We start from the raw sequence: 17,664 nt of genomic DNA on the forward strand, positions 1-17,664 counted from the left end.
CGTGCCCGTCGCGCGAACGGCAGGCACAATCGGGCCGATGGACACCGCCGGGGACTACGAGTTCGCGCCGCTGCGGATCCCGCCGGGTACCTCCCGGTCCGCAGCGGCCACGATGCTCAGCCTGCAGTCCGACGTCGGCGGCTGGGAGCTCGCCCGCCTCCAGCTGCACGCCGACGGGACCCGCAAGGTCATCCTGCGCCGCCGGGCGCGGCTCTCCTACCTGCCCAAGCCGGTCACCTAGGCGGCACCCGCGCCGCCCAGTGAGCCGGTCGGCGCACCGCCGCGGGCAGCCGCGTGCCGCCGTCGCCCCGCGCGGCCGACACCTGCGGCTGGGTGAGGAACAGGCACCGGCCCAGGTCCGCCCCGCGCAGGTCGGCGCCGCGCAGGTCGGCGCCCAGCAGGTCCGCCGTCCCGAGGTCGACGCCGCGGAGATCCGCCCCGATCAGGTAGGCGCCGCGCAGCCCGGCCCCGCGGAGGTCCGTGCGCCGCAGGTCGCGGCCCACCAGGTCGGCCCCGCGGCGGTCCCGGGCGCGGCTGCCGCCCCGCGCCAGCGTGCTGACCCGGCCGAGCAGCTCCCCGACCCGCCCGCGCAGGGCGACCAGGTCGAGCGCGGCGAGCTCGTCGGCGTCCCCTGACGCGGCGCGCTCGACCTCCGCGCGCAGCTGCCCCGCCGCGCCGGCCAGCGCTGCCGCGGCCGGTAGCTCCGCGGCCTCGGTGAGGTGCCAGAGCATCTCGTGCAGCTGCCGCACCACCGGCAGGACGGCGAACTGCGCCCGGGCCAGCCCGGGGTCCTCCCGCCAGCTCCGCCCGCCGAAGGTCTCCCGGGTGATCCGCTGACCGGCGCCGAAGCAGTCGAAGACGGTGCAGCCGGGGAAGCCCCGCTCGCGCAGCCGGTCGTGGATGCCGCAGCGGAAGTCGTCCGCCAGGTGGACGCAGGGCGTCCCGGCCGGCTTGTCGACCGCGAAGTCGGCGGAGGCGGCGAACGCGGGGGCGACGCAGCACAGGCCGGCGCAGCGCGAGCAGTCCGCCCGCAAGCGCGCGCGGACGTCGGCGAGCGGGAGCGATCGACGGGGCATGACGCCGTCGAGCCTAGAGCGTGTGCGCCCACGCCTGGTCCTCCCGACGAGAACCGGGCCGGCGCACACGCACCGACCGCCTACGGGACGAGCACGACCTTCCCGACGGTGTCGCGGGAGGCGAGCTTCAGCAGCGCCTGCGGCGCCTGATCCAGCGGCAGCACCTCGCCGACCAGCGGGTCGACCGTGCCCTCCTGCACCAGCCGGACCAGCTGCTCGTGGGTCTCGGTGAAGACCGACGGGTCGTGCTTGCGGTACAGCCCCCAGTGCAGCCCGACGACGCTGTAATTCTTGACCAGCAGGTGGTTGGCCGGGGCCTCGGGGATGCGGCCGCTGGTGAACCCGACGACGACGATGCGCCCCTCGAAGGCGATGCACTTGCGGGACTTGTCGAAGACGTCGCCGCCGACCGGGTCGTAGACGACGTCGGCACCCCGGCCGCCGGTGACCTCCTTGACGATCGGCACGAAGTCCTCGGTCGTGTAGTCGATGACGTGGTCGGCACCGAGCTGCTTGCAGACCTCGGTCTTCCGGGCCCCACCGGCGGTGGCGATGACGGTGGCCCCGGCGGCCTTGCCGAGCTGGATCGCCGCGGTGCCGACGCCCCCGGCGCCGGCGTGGACCAGCAGGGTCTCCCCCGCCTGCAGGTGCGCCCGGCGGTGCAGGCCGACGTAGCCGGTCTGGTAGGTGAGGTAGAGGGACGCGGCCTTCTCGTCGGTCATCTCGTCGGGCACCGGGAAGGCGGCCGCGGCATCCATGAGCGCGTACTCGGCGAAGGCGCCCGGGCCCCCGGCCGGCGAGCCGATCACCCGCTGGCCGGTCTCCACGATCTCGCCGCACAGCTCGACGCCGGGTGTGTAGGGCAGCGGCGGCTTCTCCTGGTACATGCCCATGGCCATGAGCACGTCGGGGAAGTTGAGGGCCGCGGCCCGGACCTTCACCAGCACCTGGCCCTCGCCCGGTGTCGGCCGGTCCACCTCGTCGAGGCTCATGACCTTGGAGGGATCGCCGAGTTCGTGTACCCGCCATGCACGCATGGCCCGACCTTGCCAGATGCCCGGTGACCGTCGTCACGGGGGCGGCTTGGCCCCGGGCGGTCCGCCGTGCCAGGGTGCGCAGCGGTGGTCGCCCTCCTGGTGGCCCCGGGAGGGGGAACCGATGATCGAGCGCGTGACCGACCGGCTGCGCTTCCTGGGTGCGTTCCTGGCCCACCCGAGGCAGGTGGGCGCGGTGCTGCCGACCTCGCGCGCGGCCGTCCGCGACATGCTGGACATGGCCGACGTGCCCGCCGCCGACCTGGTCGTCGAGCTGGGTGCCGGCACCGGGGCGCAGACGCAGGAGATCCTGGCCCGCCTGCGCCCCGGCGCACGGCTGATCACCATGGAGATCGACCCGCGGCTGGCGAAGCTGCTCGACGAGCGGTTCGACGACCCGCGGGTCCAGGTGGTCTGCGACTCGGCGGAGAACCTCGCCGCCCACCTGGGCGACGCGCGCGCCGACGTCGTCGTCTCGGCGCTCCCCTACACCTCGCTCGAGCCGGGCCTGAGGCGGCGGATCCTCGACGTGCTCCCCGGCGCGGTGGCCCCCGGTGGGACCACCGTCGTCATCCAGTACTCGCCGCTGCTGCTGCCCGAGCTGCGCAAGCGGTTCGCGTCGGTGCAGTGGCGGGTCACCCCGTGGAACGTCCCGCCGGCGTTCCTGCTCGCCTGCACCGAGCCGGTCGAGGGCTGATCAGGGGGCGGGCTCGGTCCGCTCCGACCGGCGGGCCAGGGCGGCGTCCATCTCCCTGAACCCGGCGAGCGTGGCGCCGTCGAGGAAGCCCTTCAGCGGCCGCACCAGCAGGCCGCTGAAGGACTCGCTCTGCACCAGCCGGGTCCCCGACGGCACGGCGGTCAGCTCGAAGCGGTGCCGCCCGTCGAACAGCCCGGGCACGCCCAGGTGCCCCAGCCACTCGAACACCTCGCCCGGGACCACCTCGGTGACCTCCGGCCTGATCGGCAGGGCCCGGCCGCCGGGCGGCTGCAACCGCATCGACAGCCGAGCCCCCACCGCGGCGGTGCCGGCGGCGCTCGGGATGAACGGGTTCCACTCGGCGTAGGACGCCAGATCTGTCAGGTGCGCCCAGACCGTCCCGGGCGGCGCCGCGATGTCGATGCCGGTCTCGATCGGGTGCTGCATCCGATGCCTCCGGGATGTCGGTGGGTGCCCCCGACGTCCTACCGCATCGACGGCGGGCGCAGCGCCTCCGGGACGACGGCGGTCTCGCCGGTCGCCGTCTTCGCGCTGGGGACGCCCTTGAACTTGTAGGGCACCGTGCCGACCCCGGGCTGGATCACGTACGCCGCACCCGGCTCGGCCTGCCCCCAGGCCATGACCATCGCGTCGGCGACCTCCTCGGCGGTGAGCACGGGGAAGCCGGCCGCGGTGAACTGGTCGCGGATGCGGTCGATGATCGCGGTGTCGGCGAAGCCCGGGCAGATCGCCGAGATGGTCGTCCCCTCCGCGGCCAGCCGCGGGGCCATCGAGCGGACGAAGGCGATCGCCCCGCCCTTCGCGACGCTGTAGCCCGGGTCGGTGGCCATCGGCGAGAGGCCGGCCAGCGAGGCGGTGACGACGATCGCCCCTCCCCCGGCGCGCTTGATCGCCGGACGGGCCGCGGCGACGCCGTAGACGACGCCGAACAGGTCGATGTCGACCACCCGCATGAACTCGTCGAGGTCGAGCACGTCGTCGCTCTTGGCCGCCGAGATCCCGGCGTTGAGGTAGGCGGCGTCGAGGCGGCCGTGGTCGCCCTCGATGCGGGCGACCAGCGCCTCGTTGGCAGCGCGGTCGGTGACGTCGAGGACGGCGAACTCGCAGCCGAGGTCCGCGGCGACCTGCCGGTTGCGCTCGCTGTCGAGGTCGGCGAGGACGACGGTGACCTCGCGCTCGCGCAGCTTGGTGGCGAGGGCGCGGCCGAAGCCGCCGGTCCCTCCGGTGATCAGGGCGACGGAACCGGGACGGGGGGCGGGAGTGGTGGAGGTCACCCCCGCATCACATCACGCGTTGCGGAGGAACCGGTCGAGCACCCGGACGCCGAAGCGCAGCGACTCCACCGGCACCCGCTCGTCGATGCCGTGGAACAGCGAGGCGAAGTCCAGGTCCGAGGGCAGCCGCAGCGGCGAGAAGCCGAAGCAGCGCATGCCCAGGCGCTGGAAGCTCTTGGCGTCGGTGCCACCGCTCATGGTGAACGGCACCGGGCGGGCACCGTCGTCCTCGGCCTTGAGCGCCGCCACCATCTGGTCGACCAGCGGCCCGTCGAACGTCGTCTCCACCGCCTGGTCGTGCACCAGCCACTCGCGCTGCACGCCCTCCCCGACCAGGCCGGCGAGCTGCCGCTCGAACTCCTCCTCCTGGCCGTAGAGGAAGCGCCCGTCGACGGTGGCGCTCGCGGTGCCGGGGATGACGTTGGCCTTGTACCCGGCGTCGAGCATCGTGGGGTTGGCGGTGTTGCGCAGGGCCGCCCCGATCATCCGGCTGATGCTGCCCAGCCGGGCCAGCGCGAGCTCGGGCTCGGCGAGGTCGACCTCGATGCCGTAGGCGTCCTCCACCGCGGCGATGAACTGGCGCATCGGCGGGGTGAGGGTGAGGGGGAAGCGGTGGCCGCCGATGCGGGCGACGGCCTCGCACAGCCGGGTGACGGCGTTGTCCTCGTGCAGCATCGAGCCGTGCCCGGGCTTCCCGCCCGCCGTGAGCCGCATCCAGGCCAGGCCCTTCTCGGCGGTCTGGACGAGGTAGAGGCGCAGGTCGTCGCGGACGGTGATGCTGAAGCCGCCGACCTCGCTGATCGCCTCCGTGCAGCCCTCGAGCAGGTCGGGGTGCTCGTCGACGAGGAAGTGGGCGCCGAGCTTGCCGCCGGCCTCCTCGTCGGCGACGAAGGCCAGCACGATGTCGCGGGGCGGCTGCACGCCGGTGCGGGCCCAGTCGCGCACGAGCGCCAGCACCATGGCGTCCATGTCCTTCATGTCGACCGCCCCGCGGCCCCAGATGTAGCCGTCGCGCTCCTCGCCGGAGAACGGGTGCACGCTCCACTCGGCGGGGTCGGCGGGGACGACGTCGAGGTGGCCGTGCACCAGCAGCGCGGGGCGGCCGGGGTCGGTGCCCGGGATGCGGGCGACCAGGCTGGCCCGGCCCGGCTCGGACTCGTGGATGACGCTGCTGATCCCGACCTCGTCGAGCTTGCCGGCGACCCACTCCGCGGCCTTCCGCTCCCCCGCGCTGGTCGCCGTGCTGCCGGTGTTGGTCGTGTCGATGCGGATCAGCTCGGAGAGCAGCCCGGCGACCTCGTCCTGGGCGCCGGCGAGCGGGGCGGGGGTGTCGGCCATGGGCGCGATCGTGCCACCCCGGCCGGTTCACCCGGGTGGGTGATCGGGTACTCGGGCGTCCGGAACCTCCGGCCGATCACCCTGTGCGTGAGGTCGTTGCGCGCCTTCGGCGCCCGTGAGCCCCGTGCCGCTGCCCGGCACGCCACCGCCCTGCTGGCCGTCAGCGCGGTGATCCTGCTGGTCCTGCCCGTCTTCTACGAGTCCGACGGCGGGACCGCGGCGTCGCTCGCGCACTGGGTCGGGATCGCCGCCCTCGTCGGCGCCTCGGCGGTGTGCCGGCTGGTGGACCCCGTCGTGCTGGACCGGTGGCACATGGGTCTGGTGCTCGGCCTGGGCGCCGTGGTGCTCACCGGGACGCTGAACCTGCTGACCTCGGACGTCTCGGCCGGAGCCCAGGCGTTCTACGCGTTCCCCGTGCTCTGGAGCGCCGTGCACCTGCGGACGCCCGCGGTGGTGCTCGTGACGGCGAGCGCGCTGGCCGCGGACCTGGTCACCCTGCTGGTGCTGCTGCCCGCGCCGCTGGCGCTGGCGGACTTCCTCTTCTTCGGCTCCCTGCTCGCGGTGATCGCCGCGCTGCTGGTGCGCGCCGGCCGCACCCAGGAGCGGCTGGTGGCGGCGCTGCAGCGGCAGCTCACCGTGGACTCGCTCACCGGGCTGGCCACGCGGCGGGCGTTCGACGAGGCGCTGGGGCGGGCGCTGGACCGCCCGGTGCCCGGCGGCACGGCGCTGGTGCTCATCGACGTCGACTCGTTCAAGACGATCAACGACACCTACGGGCACCCGGTCGGCGACGACGTGCTGGTGCACCTGGCCGGGGTGCTGCGCGGCCGCATCCGCAGCGCGGACGCGGTGCTCTCGCGGCTGGGCGGCGACGAACTCGCCGTGCTGCTGCCCGGGTGCGCCCGGGAGGTCGCCGCCCGGCGTGCCGCGGAGCTGCTGGATGCGGTGCGCGCGGAGCCCTTCGCGCTGCCCGACGGCTCGTTGCTCTCGCTGTCGATCAGCCTGGGCGTGGCCCACCTCCCGCGGCACTCGCGCGACCGGCGGGGGCTGTACACGTCGGCCGACGCCGCCCTCTACGACGCCAAGCGGGACGGCCGCGGCCGGGTGGCGCTGGCCGCCGGCTGACCCGCCACGACGCCGCCGGGGGGTGCGTGATCGGCGCCCGGCGGTCAGGTAGTCTTCTCCACGCACTCGTCCGGGTGGCGGAATGGCAGACGCGCTAGCTTGAGGTGCTAGTGCCCTTTATCGGGCGTGGGGGTTCAAGTCCCCCCTCGGACACAGCCTCACCCCGGTGTTCCTGCAGGTCAGGAGCCCGGGGTGTTTCGATTTCGGAGGCTCCGAGGCCTTCGTGATACCCGCGTGATACTTCGCGACCCGGATCAGCCCTCGAGCAGCGCGGCGAAGCGGTCGGCCGCCTGACGGCCCATGCCGGGGTGCACGTGCTGGTAGACGGTGAGCGTGATGGTGGCGCTGGCGTGGCCCAGGCGTTCCGAGACGACCTTCACCGGCACGCCGTCGGCCAGCAGCAGCGTGGCGTGCGTGTGGCGGAGGTCGTGCAGCCGAATTGCCGGCAGCCGCTCCACCCCCAGCGCCTTCCGCGCTTGGACAACTTGGCCGGCGAATCGGCGGGAGAACCGCTCGGGGTGCCGATGGCTGCCGTCCAGGTTGCTGAGCACGAGCGCCGAGTCACGCACGAGGTCGAGTGCCAGCAGTCCGCGAGCTGCGCGGTAGGCACGGAGCGCGGCCACCGTGCCCGCGTCCAGATCGACGACGCGTGCCCGACCCGTCTTGGTCGGGCCCTCGACCAGGCGTTCACCGGCACCTTTGGTCTTCACCACGCCGATGCTGCGACGCACCGCGAGCCGACCGGCGTCCAGGTCGACGTCGCGCCAGCGCAGGGCCAGTGCCTCTCCACGGCGCATCCCGGTCGCCGCGAGCAGCCGCCACCCCATTGCGAGGTCCCGGTCGCGGGCCTCCGCCCAGCCAAGGAACCGGCCGAGCTCGGCCGCCGTCCACGCCTGCATCTCCGGTGGACGGGCCTCCGACGGGCTCGGCGGTGTTGACCGATCGGTCGGATTGACCGAGAGCCGCCCCTGTTTGACCGCGTCGCCCAGCGCCGACCGCAGGATGGTGTAGACGTAACGCACCGTCCGGGCGGAGAGGCCGCCCTGGCCGTCGGCCCGGCCAGACTCCTCCAGCCTGCGCATCCAGGCGTCCACCCCTGGACCGGTGAGACGGGCGACCGGCTGCGAACCCAGGTACGGATCGATGTGCAGCCGGATGTTTTTCCGATACGAGGCCAGGGTTGAAGGGCTGAGCCGCTGGGCCTGAACCCACTCGGCCAGGTAGGCGTCGAGACGGTGCTTCGACGGCTCGACCCACTCCCCTACTTCGGTCTTGCGGACTTCCGCGCGCAGAGCCGCAGCGGCATCTCTCCTGGTCTTGAAGCCGCGCTTGAGGACGACGCGCTTTGTCCCGTCGGCCCGCTGGGCCGTGAACTTGATCAGGAAGCGTGGGCCAGCTTTGGTCATGTATTCGCTGATCCCGCCCTCGCCCGCCTGCCGTCTCCGTGGCTTCGCCATCACAGACCTCCATCGTTCGACCTCGCGCACTCGCTGCCAGCCGGATGACTTCTATAGGCAGCCACTGCCTACGACTACGGAACAACCAGGGGCAGCCCGACAGCCGGCGCCGGCTTGCATCTGTGGACGCGACTCGACGCTGTGGACCACGGTCAGCAACCCAACCGCGCGGCCGAGCGCCAGTACCCGCGAAACCCTTCACGAGCGGCCTACCGAATTCCTCCCGATATTCTCCGGTAGGGCCTCCATGGGGTAGTTCGCGCGCCGACGAAGTCTGTCCCGACCGACAGCGACGTCTTGTCGCTCAACGGCACGCCGCATGCTCGCTGGCCTTCTCTTGACCGGGGCCTCGCCGGGACCTGACCCACGTGGTTAAGTCTGTCGATCGTCACGGTCTCGACCTGATCGGGCTGCACATGCACATCGGTTCAGGAGTGGACTACGGAAACCTCGAGCGGTGTGCGGATCGATGGTCCGAGACGCCAAGAGGATCCACCACGACGTCCGCGCCATCTCCGCGAGAGGTGGCCTCACCGTCAGGGAGACAGCCGCCGATCCGATTGTGGACACGGACCGGTATTTCTGGCTCTGGGACGACGCACGCGATGAACTAGCCGCTCACCTGGGCCACCACGTGCGACTGGAGATTGAATCGGGGCGCTTCCTCGTCGCAAACTCCGGAGTGCTCGTCGCCGAGGTCCGTGCGTTCACGCGGATGGGCTCGAACCGATTCGTCCTGGTGGACGCTGGCTTCAACGGTCCCATCCGGCCTGCCCTGTATGGCAGCAGTCACGGCACCGAGGTCATCACCCGCGAGGGAGACAGGCGTGACGCGGAAGTGTCGGCCACAGTGCTGGCCGGGCCCCTGTGTGAATCAGGAGACGTCTTCACCCAGAGTCCGGACGGCGACGTTCAGCACGCACCACTGCCGGCCGTCGTAGTCGGCGACCTCGTCGTCTTCATGAACGCCGGGGCGTACGCGGCCAGCATGTCGTCGAACTACAACTCACGGCCACTCGCACCTGAGGTCCTCCTCGATGGAGATGCTGTACGACTCATCCGACGACGACAGACGATCGACGACCTCCTGGCCCTGGAGAACGTGACCGACTGAACACCAGGTCGTCTCAGGCCGCCCAACGACTACCGATGTAGCTCCGAAAGCGGCAACGGGCCAGGGGATTACAGTTCGTCACTGCTCGCCTCAATGGGTACGCGAAGCCTCCCGCCGGCAGTGCGGCCAAGCTCGCTGACGTGCTTGCCCCTCGAACTAGCGAAACTGGTTCTGCCTGGAGTGTGAGGGCCGGATCCCCTCGCCGGGGCGGCAGCGGCACTGCCCACCGGCACCGTCGGACTTGAGCCACCGATCGGTCCGGTCCAGGGCCACTGCCTGTCCTGGGGCGACCGCAGCCTACGGTTCTGCCTCACCCTGGGGGCGCGGAGATCGCCGGACGCGTCCACTGGACAACTGTCGTCCTCACCGCGCCTCCTGGGCCGCGCAGTGCCCGCCGGAGCCGCCGACCTGACGGGCCGGGAGGTGCGCCGTCCGACGGGGCGATTCCTGCGGGCACTCAAGGTTGTCTCGACATCCGACGACAACGGAAGCAAAAGGCGCAGAAGCCGAACCATCCATCTGAGCGTGTCAGTCGCTCCGCGTGTTGCCTTTGTTACTGACGGTCACGCTGGGACGCTGCGTCAGCTCTTCCACGCCGCACCCTCTTCCCCAGGGAGCGACATGCTGTCGAGCCGTCCGGGCTCACGCCGGTCCACCACACCGCGAAGCGCGCGCCGCCCATGGGGCGCACCGCGCTCCGAATCTGTGCGTCCGACGTCTCGGCGTGCCGGTGGGCTACGGACCGTGTTCGTCGGCGCGCTGAGCGGTGCAATCCCGCTCGGCAGCACAGCTCCGGCCGTGGCAGTCCCGCCACCGCCCCCGAACCCGAGCGACACGCAGATCGGCGCCGCGCAGTCCGCGCAGGTCGCCGCCGCCGCCGAGGTCGGCCGGATCGCCGCGCTGGTGGCCGCCGCCCAGTCCGAACTGGAGCGCGTCACTGTGCAGGCCGAGGCGGCCACCGCGGCCTACCTCGCCGCCGAGGAGGCCTTCCAACAAGCTCAGGCGACCGCCGACCAGACCGCCGCCCAACTGCAAATCGCCTCGGACGCCATCGACGCGTCCGTGGCCCGCCTCGGGACGTTCGCCCGGGACAGCTACATGACCGGAAGCACCTTGACCACCACCGCGGCGCCGCTGGACTCCGCCGGTCCCGGTGAGCTCATCCGGCGGCGCTGCTGGACTACGTCGGGGACACCCAGGTCGACGTCCTCCACCAGCTCGAGATCGCCCGGGTGCAGCAGGCCAACGCCGACTCCGCGGCCCGAGCCGCCCGGGACGCCATGGCCGCCGCGGAGACCGAGGCCGAGGCGGCCAAGGCCGCCTCCGATGCCCAGGTGGCCGCTCAGCAGGCCGCCTACACCCAGGTCACCGCCGAGAAGACCGGCTATGAGCAGCAGCTGCAGGCCGCCCAGATCCGCGTCCTCGAGCTTCAAGGGGCGCGCGACGCCTACCAGCAGTGGCAGGAGCAGAAGGCTGCCGAGGAGGCCGCCGCCGCCGCGGCCGCCTCCCGGGCTGCGCAAGAGGCGGCCGCTGAGGCCGCTGCGGCCCGCGCCGCGGCCGCCGGCACCGGCTCCGCCGACTCCTCCCGGGAGGGTGCTGTCGCTACCGGATCGTCGAACTACGTCAAGCCCACGTCCGGACGGGTCAGCAGCTGCTTCGGTCCGCGGTGGGGGACGATGACCTACGGGTTGGACATCGCCGCCCCCATCGGCACCCCGATCTACGCGGCCACCTCCGGCGTGGTCAAGCGCGCCGGAACGGCGACGGGATTCGGGCTGGCCGTCTACATCCTCGGCGACGACGGCGCGGTCACCGTCTACGGACACATCAACCGCTACTTCGTCAACGCCGGGGAACGCGTGGTCGCCGGTCAGCAGATCGCCGAGGTCGGCAACCGCGGCCAGTCGACCGGCCCGCACCTGCACTTCGAGGTGCACCCGAACGGCGCCATGTACAGCGGGGCCGTGGACCCGGTGCCGTGGCTCCGGGCCCGCGGCGTCAGCATCAGCGGCTGCTGACCCGGGACTCGATGGATTACCATCGCCTCGCTCCGACGGAGCACCGCTGATGGCGAATGACCGATAGTCGCCCTCGAACCCCCTCATTTCGGGGACGCCTCCTCCCCTGGATGCGACTGGTAGCTGGGAGAGGACTCGGCAAGGCTCCAGGTTGTCACTGCTTGCGGGGCAGCGAGGAGGCCCAAGATGACCACGCTGACCGAGGAGCCCGCCGCTCGGAACTACAGGACCCGCCCTGGCCGCACCCTACGACGCTGGCTGTCTGCTGCGGCCCTCGGCCTCGCCATGGCCGGCGCCCTGCACATCGCCGCGGCGGTCGACCACGTGCCGGCCGGCGAGCTCGCGGTCGGCTTCTTCCTGCTGACCGCCGCTGCCCAGCTCGGCCTCGCGGCGTGGCTGGTGGTGCGCAGCTGGGCCGGGTCGCCGCCGGACCATCGTCTGGTGATCCTCGGCCTGCTGGGAACCGTGGCGCTGCTGGGCCTCTATCTGGTCTCCTACACGACCGATCTGCTCGACGCCTTCGCCGTGACCGACGGGTCAGGGGCCGGTGGGCACTCCTCGTCGTCCTCGGGGCACGGCGGAACCGCGCCCGGGTTCTCGGGGGTCGACCCTGCAACCGGGGTCGACCTCTCCACCGGGGTGGTTCGCTCCGACGGTCCCGTCGCCATGGCCGGAGAACCGGTGGATGCCGGGCACGGTCCGGGGGCGCTGGGCACGGCGACGGTCGCGGCCGAGCTGCTCACCCTCGCCGCCCTCACCGCTCTCCTGGCGCAGACCTGGCGCGGCCGCGCCACCAACGCACTGCTCGCCGTGGGCGTGCTGACCTGGGCGCTGTGGTTCACCGGCGTCCTTGCCTGACGCCCCTCCAGCCGTGACCACGACATGGAATCCACCACCCGCGCCGCCGTCCACGGCGGAAGTCACCGCGCCGGCAGGGGGGGTGCCGCCCCGTGCGGCGAGCATGTCGGTCATCGTCTCGACCTCTGCCGTCTGGGTCTCGGCCATGGTCCGAGCCGGCGCCGTGAGCGCGGGTTGTGCGGCGTTGGCGGCCGCGTACTCGGCCATGTCCTTGGCGCCCTGATGGTGGCGCATCATGTTGCGCCGCTGGCCGGATGCGGAAGGCTGCTGGTCTTCCGGGCACTGCACCTCCGCCTGACGGACACTCCGACGGCGTGGATCGGGCCCCCACCCACCAGCTGCCTTCTTGCCGACCGATATGCACGTCATCGCCCGCATCGCCGTATCGGCCAGCTCCCCCGAAGGGGCGGCAACGGCAGCCGCCGCGCTCGCCTCACATCCTCGATATCAGCCGACGAGGCGGCGCCCGAACCGGTAGCCAGCCTGATCGACGGTCGTGACGGCGACAGGCTGCCCGAACGTCCGGGCGTGCACCATCTGGCCGTTGCCGATGTAGAGACCGACGTGACTGATCGGGTCGTAGAAGAACACCAGGTCACCCGGCTGCAGTTCCCCGCGCGAGACCTCCCGGCCCACGGTCGCCTGCGACCGGCTGGCGCGCGGCAGTGATACTCCCGCAGCCGCATATGCATAGGAGGTCAGGCCGGAACAGTCGAAGCCGTCCGGCCCGGACGCTCCCCAAACGTAGGGATCGCCGACCTGGGCGAGGGCCGTCTCGATGGCGGTGGCACTCGCGCTGCCCGGCACGACGGGTAGCTCGGCGACTTTCGGCGCAGCCAGCGTGGGACCGGCGATCGCGGTGGTGACCGCGGCCTGCTCCTCCGCGGTGAGCCGGGCGAAGTCGGACTCGTACTGCCCGATCCGCGCCTGCACCTCCGCCTGCTGCGCCTGCAGCTGAGCCAGCGCCGCCTCGGCGGTCACGGCGGCCTGGGCCGCCTCCGCCTCGGCCAGCTCGGCCGCTTCCCGGAGGAGAGCGACCTCGGCGATGATCGCGTTCGTGTGGTCGGCAATCGCGTCGAGCGTCGCCATCTGCTGGACGAGCTCGGTCGCGGACTCGCTGCTGAGGAAGGCCGCCACGCGCGACTGATTGTCGGCGATGTAGCCGCTTTGAGCGATGGCGCGCAGCTGCGGCTCGTAGGCGTCGAGCTTGCGCCGGGCGTCGGCTGCCTCGGCGGCGGCAGCGCGCGCCGCCTCCTGATGGCCCGCGACGATCACCTCGGCCTCGTCGATCTGCGCGTCGACCAACGTGAGTTGCTGAGCCGCCTGCCGCACCTGCTCCATGGCCTCTGCGGCGGTCCCGGGTTCAGCGGAGGCCACCGATGGTGACAGCAGGGCGCCGGCGACCACGAGCGCTCCGACCGCGAGGACCGCCCGCGAACGGCGTGGGGTGGTCGTGCGCGAGAGCTGCACCGGTGGCCTCCGTGAGCTGCGCCGGGCCCGGGCAGGGGCCGCGTTCCGTGCGCGTCGTCAACGGACGGTAGGGAGCCGATGTCGAGAAGTACGGCACGGCGCGCTCGGCACAGTGCACCGTGGCATCACGCGCGTCACACACGCCGCAGGAGCGTGCACCCGCCCCGTACGTGCGACCGCGGGCCCGGAACCGGTTGTCGAGCAGTGGGCTATGCAGGAGGGCGCCCCCTCACCAGGGGCGCGCCCTCGTCCACAGCGAGGAATGCCTGCCCACACGGCAAGGCGGACGGCCGGGACGCTGCTATGTCACCTCAAGCCGCCGGATCGAGACTATGGGCTGGTCACGCCGGGTGTGAGACCTCATTGAGGTCTGATCGCTGGTGATCTTGGCCGCGGGACACATCGATGGCCCGGCTCGGTCGGGCCGCGACGGACTGATGCGGCTAGTCGGTCGGAAGGGAGCCCGGAGGCTCAGGATGAAGGTCCGCATAACCCTGCGGCGAGCCCCCCGGCGATCCGCATCGACGGTTACTACCGTTCCTAGTCGTGACTTCGACGCGACCCAGCCTGATGGGCCAGGCTTCTGTCGGCGACAGCTGCACCTCCCGCGGCGCTGACACCGGCACCGGCCGGCTGCGGCGGGGCTCCCGCTGATGGACGGCCTTGCCCAGGTGCAGTCGCGCATCGCCGAGATCCAGGCGCAGCTTGCGCCGCTGGTGACGCGACCTCGCGCAACATCGAGCGACTGGGCGTCCGCTGCCGCCGCCGCCGCCGGCTTGAGCCAGGATGCTCCGCTGCCGTCCCCGAACGCCGTGAGCTCGTCTGCCGGCGCGAGCAGTCCGACGCTCGCGGTCGGCGGAACGGACGGCGGGTCCGCCCTCGTGGCCAAGGCGCGCGAGTATCTCGGAGTGCCCTATCTCTGGGGCGGCACCGATCCCGCCAAAGGTCTCGACTGCTCCGGATTCACCCAGTTGGTCTACAAGAGCCAAGGCATAGAACTCCCACGGGTCTCCTCCCAGCAGGCGACGGCCGGACGAGCGGTCCCATCGATGGGAGAGGCGCGCCCCGGGGATCTGCTGTTCTTCGACTATTCGCCGGATAGGCCCGGCATCGACCACGTAGGGATATACATGGGTGACGGCAAGATGATCGCCGCGCCTCAACCGGGTGAGGTCGTCAAGATCCAGCCAGTGGGCAACCCCACCGTGATCCGCCGCGTACTCCCCTAGGCAGACGCCTAGCGAGTGAATGAGGGGCTGTTTCGCCGGAGCCGAGCCAGGTGTCGAGCCGCCCCAGTGGTGCACGCCGTTCAACGCCGACTCGACGTGCGCTTCTCTTCGTCAGGGGCCCGTTGCCTCCGGTTCGTCCAAGCATCCGGCTGTCAGCACTTGGCGACCACGACTGGTGGCGCCTCCGCCTGCGCCCGTCGGAATCTCGGCCAGGGTGACAATAACCGCCGGATGGCGCGCGCTTGCCCCCAGCACGACGCCGTTGGACCGGCCACCTCCGGCGTCCGTACAGGCGGCCGACGACGCCGTCCCCGAACTCGTCCAGGGCAGACATGTCGATGCTGTCCAAGCCGTTCAGCACACCCACCGCGGAGCTGCCCCGCACGGTATCGCTCGCCCCGCCGAGCGCAGCAGCGCCTTGGTGGATACAGCCACGGTGCAAACAGATATCGCCGAGCTTGTCGCCTACGAAGAGGGCGACGCACATGGCCGATTGGGCGGAGCGCAGAGCGCTCGCGTAACCGGCGCTTCCACCGCCGGCGATGACGTCGTGGGGCATGAGTGTCCCTTTTTGGAGCGGGCCGCATGGCAGAGGGACGGGCTGAGGTGCACCAGAGCCCCTGGTGACTCGTCGCCGGGCGTGGCGACAGCGCCGACACGCGGGCGCGGAGCCGCATCGGGCATTGGGGGCGATGCGGCTCCGCTCGCCGGGTTCTACAGGCCGAAGGCTCCGCCCTCGACGAGGATGACGATGCCCAGCCCGATCAGGACGATCGGGAACAGCACGTGCTCCCAACGCTCCAGCACTTCCGCGGTCGGCTTGCGGGTGGCGACGAAGCGCGCCGCGGCGACCAACACGGCCACCAGAGCGAGGAAGACGACCGAATAGGCGAGGATGCCCGCAGTGCCGACGGTGGCGAAGACCGGCACGTACACCCCGATGTTGTCCCCGCCGTTGGCGAGGGTGACGGCGGCGATGGTCAGCGCGCTGAGCGTCTTGCCGCTGACCTTGCCCTCGTCATCGTCGTCGTCATCACTGCGCCAGACCCGCCAGGCCGCGAGCAGGCCGAGGCTCAGCGGGATGAGTCCGAAGTACGGGATGGCCTCCTCGGGCAGGAAGGTGCGTGCGCCCAGGGCGACGAGCACCGCCGCGGCCAGGATGGCGCCGAATCCGAGGTACTGGCCGACGAGGATCTTCGCGGTGGTGCCGCGCTGGCCGGCGCCCCGGGCGTAGAACAGCGACAGCACGATGATGTCGTCGATGTTGGTGGCCAAGAACAGGCCGAGAGCCTGCAGGGTCCAGGTGAGGAGTTCCATCACTGCCTTCTGTGTCGAGCACCGGCATCGGTCGGCCGGCGAGAGGTTGGCGCCCGGAAAAGTGGCCAGCCACTGGGCCCTCTGGGAGAGGAGGAGCCACCGTGCTGCGGCACCGAGTCGTCAGCCATCGCTTGGATGTGATGACGAATAAGCGGGCTTCGAACCGTCACAAGGTGCGTGTCCGCACGAGCCATGCGTAACGCAGGCCGTCCGGTTCATCGCCATTTAACGATGCTAGCAAAGTGTGCCGATGATGCGCCCACGGAGCGCGCGGATGGCACCGGGCTACCGCAGACCCACCATGGGCGACGACGGCGCGCCGGGCCGCCGTGCCAGTCGGCGAGGGGCTGGACAGAGGGAAGACACCCTGCTACTCATCGCTCTGGGACGATAGTACTGCGTTCAAGCGATGGGTGACCCCGGCATGCTGATGAACCGGATAGAGACCGCACTCGTGAACAGCGGGCCGCGACGGGCGCTGCAGCGGTGGTACGAGACCCCGGCGTTGCTGCGGCTCGGCGGCAGGCTGCCACCGAAGGCACGGGTCGTGGAACTGGGCTGCGGCGCCGGCTACGGCACCGAACTGGTTCTCGAACAGTTCGGTGCCGACAACGTGGACGCCGTCGATCTCGATCCTCAGATGGTCGAACGTGCGCGCCGACGGTTGACCGGCTATGGCGACCGGGTCCGGCTCGTCACCGGGGACGTGACCGACCTGCGGCAGGCGCTGGGGGCGGTGGACAGCAGCTATGACGCGGTGTTCGAGTTCGGGATCCTGCACCACGTCGAAGATTGGCGCGCGGCCGTAGGTGAAGTCGCTCGAGTGCTGCGGCCGGGTGGCCGCTTCTACTTCGACGAGGTGACCGCCGATGCGCTGGCCACCCGGGGGTATCGGTGGTTGTTCGACCACCCGACCCACGACCGGTTCACCGCCGCAGAGTTCATCGCCGAGCTCGAGCGGCAGGGCCTGGTCGTAGGCCAGCGGTGGCTGACTCGGATCCGCGGCCACTATCTCCTCGGCGTCGGTGACCGGCCGGCTCCTCCGCTCGGTTGAGGAGGCCGCCCATACCGCTTTCACTCCCCCGGCGATTCGCCTCCGCGCCGGACGCATCGGCCGACCCGCACGTGGTCCGCCTGCTACTCGACGCACGCCGTGCATATCGCGGCGGTCCGGCCGCGGTCGCGGCCCGTCAGAGCGCCCGGCTGGCCGACATGGTCGCCTTCGCCCGGAGCCGGTCGCCCTACTACCGGCAGCGGTACGCCGGGCTGCCGGATCCGATCGAGGACCCCTCACTGCTGCCGGTGACCGGGAAGCGCGACCTGATGGTCCGGTTCGACGAGGCCGTCACCGACCGGCGGGTGACCCGGGCGGCGGTAGAGGCGTTCGTCGCCGATCCCACCCTGGTCGGGCGCCCCTTCCTGGACGGCTACACCGTGACCACCACATCCGGCACCACGGGCGTCAGGGGCCTGTTCATCATCGACCAGTGGGCCCTGGCGGTGGCAACGGCGATGGGCGGGCGCATGCGCAGCAGCTTGAAGCGCCCCAGGTTTCGTGCCGCTCTCATACGGGCTGCTCCTGCGGGATGAGGGCAGCGTAGTGGGCCTCCTCGGCCTCGTTCGGGGTGATCATTCC

Annotated in this window: 17 protein-coding genes, 1 tRNA gene and 1 pseudogene; 10 read left to right on the top strand and 9 right to left on the bottom strand. The window is 71.6% G+C overall.

Features of this window, described 5'->3' with window-relative positions:
- The first annotated feature begins 37 nt into the window (after window positions 1–37).
- A complete protein-coding gene (locus tag E9565_RS03350) occupies window positions 38–241 on the top strand; it encodes a DUF5703 family protein (RefSeq protein ID WP_236827785.1) in 204 nt (67 codons plus the stop codon).
- Here E9565_RS03350 and E9565_RS03355 read toward each other — a convergent pair.
- Window positions 234–1,076, bottom strand: coding sequence for a pentapeptide repeat-containing protein (locus tag E9565_RS03355; protein WP_236834062.1), 843 nt, complete (start codon window positions 1,074–1,076; stop codon window positions 234–236). The two genes, E9565_RS03350 and E9565_RS03355, sit on opposite strands and share 8 nt — an antisense overlap.
- An 80-nt stretch (window positions 1,077–1,156) precedes the next feature.
- Complete coding sequence (locus E9565_RS03360; protein WP_236827787.1) at window positions 1,157–2,068, bottom strand: NADPH:quinone oxidoreductase family protein; 912 nt, start codon at window positions 2,066–2,068, stop codon at window positions 1,157–1,159.
- Between the two features lie 166 nt (window positions 2,069–2,234).
- On the opposite strand from E9565_RS03360, the gene E9565_RS03365 reads away from it, so the two are divergent.
- Window positions 2,235–2,807 (top strand): class I SAM-dependent methyltransferase, encoded by a 573-nt coding sequence (locus E9565_RS03365; protein ID WP_236827788.1) that lies wholly within the window; start codon window positions 2,235–2,237, stop codon window positions 2,805–2,807.
- Here the strand turns inward: E9565_RS03365 and E9565_RS03370 are convergent, their stop codons facing one another.
- The 3 genes from E9565_RS03370 to E9565_RS03380 are packed head-to-tail and all read right to left on the bottom strand — an operon-like array spanning window position 2,808 to window position 5,440.
- Window positions 2,808–3,254 carry an SRPBCC domain-containing protein gene (locus E9565_RS03370; RefSeq protein WP_236827789.1) on the bottom strand — a complete coding sequence of 149 codons (447 nt, stop codon included), beginning with the start codon at window positions 3,252–3,254 and terminating at the stop codon, window positions 2,808–2,810. It lies immediately after the preceding gene.
- Window positions 3,255–3,292: 38 nt separating this feature from the next.
- The gene (locus tag E9565_RS03375; RefSeq protein ID WP_236827790.1) at window positions 3,293–4,102 is read right to left on the bottom strand and encodes an SDR family oxidoreductase; all 810 of its coding nucleotides are present in this window, start codon (window positions 4,100–4,102) and stop codon (window positions 3,293–3,295) included.
- A gap of 12 nt (window positions 4,103–4,114) precedes the next feature.
- On the bottom strand, window positions 4,115–5,440 hold the full coding sequence (locus tag E9565_RS03380) for a M20/M25/M40 family metallo-hydrolase (protein ID WP_236834063.1): 1,326 nt from the start codon (window positions 5,438–5,440) through the stop codon (window positions 4,115–4,117).
- A gap of 87 nt (window positions 5,441–5,527) precedes the next feature.
- On the opposite strand from E9565_RS03380, the gene E9565_RS03385 reads away from it, so the two are divergent.
- Entirely contained in the window at window positions 5,528–6,565 is a 1,038-nt protein-coding gene (locus E9565_RS03385) for a diguanylate cyclase (RefSeq protein ID WP_236834064.1), read from the top strand.
- Between the two features lie 68 nt (window positions 6,566–6,633).
- Window positions 6,634–6,718: transfer RNA gene (locus tag E9565_RS03390), tRNA-Leu, on the top strand.
- 101 nt (window positions 6,719–6,819) lie between these two features.
- Here E9565_RS03390 and E9565_RS03395 read toward each other — a convergent pair.
- A complete protein-coding gene (locus E9565_RS03395) occupies window positions 6,820–8,022 on the bottom strand; it encodes a site-specific integrase (RefSeq protein WP_236827793.1) in 1,203 nt (400 codons plus the stop codon).
- Between the two features lie 469 nt (window positions 8,023–8,491).
- Between E9565_RS03395 and E9565_RS03400 the strand changes: the two genes are divergently transcribed.
- From E9565_RS03400 to E9565_RS03410, 3 genes are all read left to right on the top strand, one after another.
- Entirely contained in the window at window positions 8,492–9,136 is a 645-nt protein-coding gene (locus E9565_RS03400; RefSeq protein WP_236827794.1) for a hypothetical protein, read from the top strand.
- 1,232 nt (window positions 9,137–10,368) lie between these two features.
- The gene (locus E9565_RS03405) at window positions 10,369–11,154 is read left to right on the top strand and encodes a M23 family metallopeptidase (protein WP_236827795.1); all 786 of its coding nucleotides are present in this window, start codon (window positions 10,369–10,371) and stop codon (window positions 11,152–11,154) included.
- Between the two features lie 186 nt (window positions 11,155–11,340).
- The gene (locus E9565_RS03410) at window positions 11,341–12,012 is read left to right on the top strand and encodes a hypothetical protein (protein WP_236827802.1); all 672 of its coding nucleotides are present in this window, start codon (window positions 11,341–11,343) and stop codon (window positions 12,010–12,012) included.
- Window positions 12,013–12,054: 42 nt separating this feature from the next.
- Here E9565_RS03410 and E9565_RS23050 read toward each other — a convergent pair.
- Window positions 12,055–12,390, bottom strand: a pseudogene (locus E9565_RS23050) (DUF305 domain-containing protein); the annotation flags it as partial.
- A 69-nt stretch (window positions 12,391–12,459) separates the two neighbouring features.
- Window positions 12,460–13,482 (bottom strand): C40 family peptidase, encoded by a 1,023-nt coding sequence (locus tag E9565_RS23055; protein WP_236827796.1) that lies wholly within the window; start codon window positions 13,480–13,482, stop codon window positions 12,460–12,462.
- Window positions 13,483–14,135: 653 nt separating this feature from the next.
- Between E9565_RS23055 and E9565_RS03425 the strand changes: the two genes are divergently transcribed.
- Window positions 14,136–14,711, top strand: a complete 576-nt coding sequence (locus E9565_RS03425; RefSeq protein ID WP_236827797.1) for a C40 family peptidase — start codon at window positions 14,136–14,138, stop codon at window positions 14,709–14,711.
- A 714-nt stretch (window positions 14,712–15,425) separates the two neighbouring features.
- On the opposite strand, the gene E9565_RS03430 is transcribed toward E9565_RS03425, so the two are convergent.
- The gene (locus E9565_RS03430) at window positions 15,426–16,028 is read right to left on the bottom strand and encodes a cadmium resistance transporter (RefSeq protein WP_236827798.1); all 603 of its coding nucleotides are present in this window, start codon (window positions 16,026–16,028) and stop codon (window positions 15,426–15,428) included.
- Between the two features lie 409 nt (window positions 16,029–16,437).
- On the opposite strand from E9565_RS03430, the gene E9565_RS03435 reads away from it, so the two are divergent.
- Both E9565_RS03435 and E9565_RS03440 read left to right on the top strand, forming a co-directional pair.
- Complete coding sequence (locus tag E9565_RS03435; protein WP_236827799.1) at window positions 16,438–17,082, top strand: class I SAM-dependent methyltransferase; 645 nt, start codon at window positions 16,438–16,440, stop codon at window positions 17,080–17,082.
- 158 nt (window positions 17,083–17,240) lie between these two features.
- On the top strand, window positions 17,241–17,618 hold the full coding sequence (locus E9565_RS03440; RefSeq protein ID WP_236834065.1) for a hypothetical protein: 378 nt from the start codon (window positions 17,241–17,243) through the stop codon (window positions 17,616–17,618).
- Window positions 17,619–17,664: the final 46 nt, after the last annotated feature.

This window comes from Blastococcus sp. KM273129 (assembly GCF_021698995.1).
Lineage (GTDB): Bacteria > Actinomycetota > Actinomycetes > Mycobacteriales > Geodermatophilaceae > Blastococcus.

Bases quoted from the DNA above. Each gene is read 5' to 3' on its own strand.
- E9565_RS03425 (WP_236827797.1), top strand. From the start codon at position 14,136: ATGGACGGCCTTGCCCAGGTGCAGTCGCGCATCGCCGAGATCCAGGCG.
- E9565_RS03435 (WP_236827799.1), top strand. From the start codon at position 16,438: ATGGGTGACCCCGGCATGCTGATGAACCGGATAGAGACCGCACTCGTG.
- E9565_RS03350 (WP_236827785.1), top strand. From the start codon at position 38: ATGGACACCGCCGGGGACTACGAGTTCGCGCCGCTGCGGATCCCGCCG.
- E9565_RS03370 (WP_236827789.1), bottom strand. From the start codon at position 3,254: ATGCAGCACCCGATCGAGACCGGCATCGACATCGCGGCGCCGCCCGGG.
- E9565_RS03400 (WP_236827794.1), top strand. From the start codon at position 8,492: ATGGTCCGAGACGCCAAGAGGATCCACCACGACGTCCGCGCCATCTCC.
- E9565_RS03360 (WP_236827787.1), bottom strand. From the start codon at position 2,068: ATGAGCCTCGACGAGGTGGACCGGCCGACACCGGGCGAGGGCCAGGTG.
- E9565_RS03365 (WP_236827788.1), top strand. From the start codon at position 2,235: ATGATCGAGCGCGTGACCGACCGGCTGCGCTTCCTGGGTGCGTTCCTG.
- E9565_RS03355 (WP_236834062.1), bottom strand. From the start codon at position 1,076: ATGCCCCGTCGATCGCTCCCGCTCGCCGACGTCCGCGCGCGCTTGCGG.
- E9565_RS03410 (WP_236827802.1), top strand. From the start codon at position 11,341: ATGACCACGCTGACCGAGGAGCCCGCCGCTCGGAACTACAGGACCCGC.
- E9565_RS03380 (WP_236834063.1), bottom strand. From the start codon at position 5,440: ATGGCCGACACCCCCGCCCCGCTCGCCGGCGCCCAGGACGAGGTCGCC.
- E9565_RS03395 (WP_236827793.1), bottom strand. From the start codon at position 8,022: ATGGCGAAGCCACGGAGACGGCAGGCGGGCGAGGGCGGGATCAGCGAA.
- E9565_RS03430 (WP_236827798.1), bottom strand. From the start codon at position 16,028: ATGGAACTCCTCACCTGGACCCTGCAGGCTCTCGGCCTGTTCTTGGCC.
- E9565_RS03440 (WP_236834065.1), top strand. From the start codon at position 17,241: ATGGTCGCCTTCGCCCGGAGCCGGTCGCCCTACTACCGGCAGCGGTAC.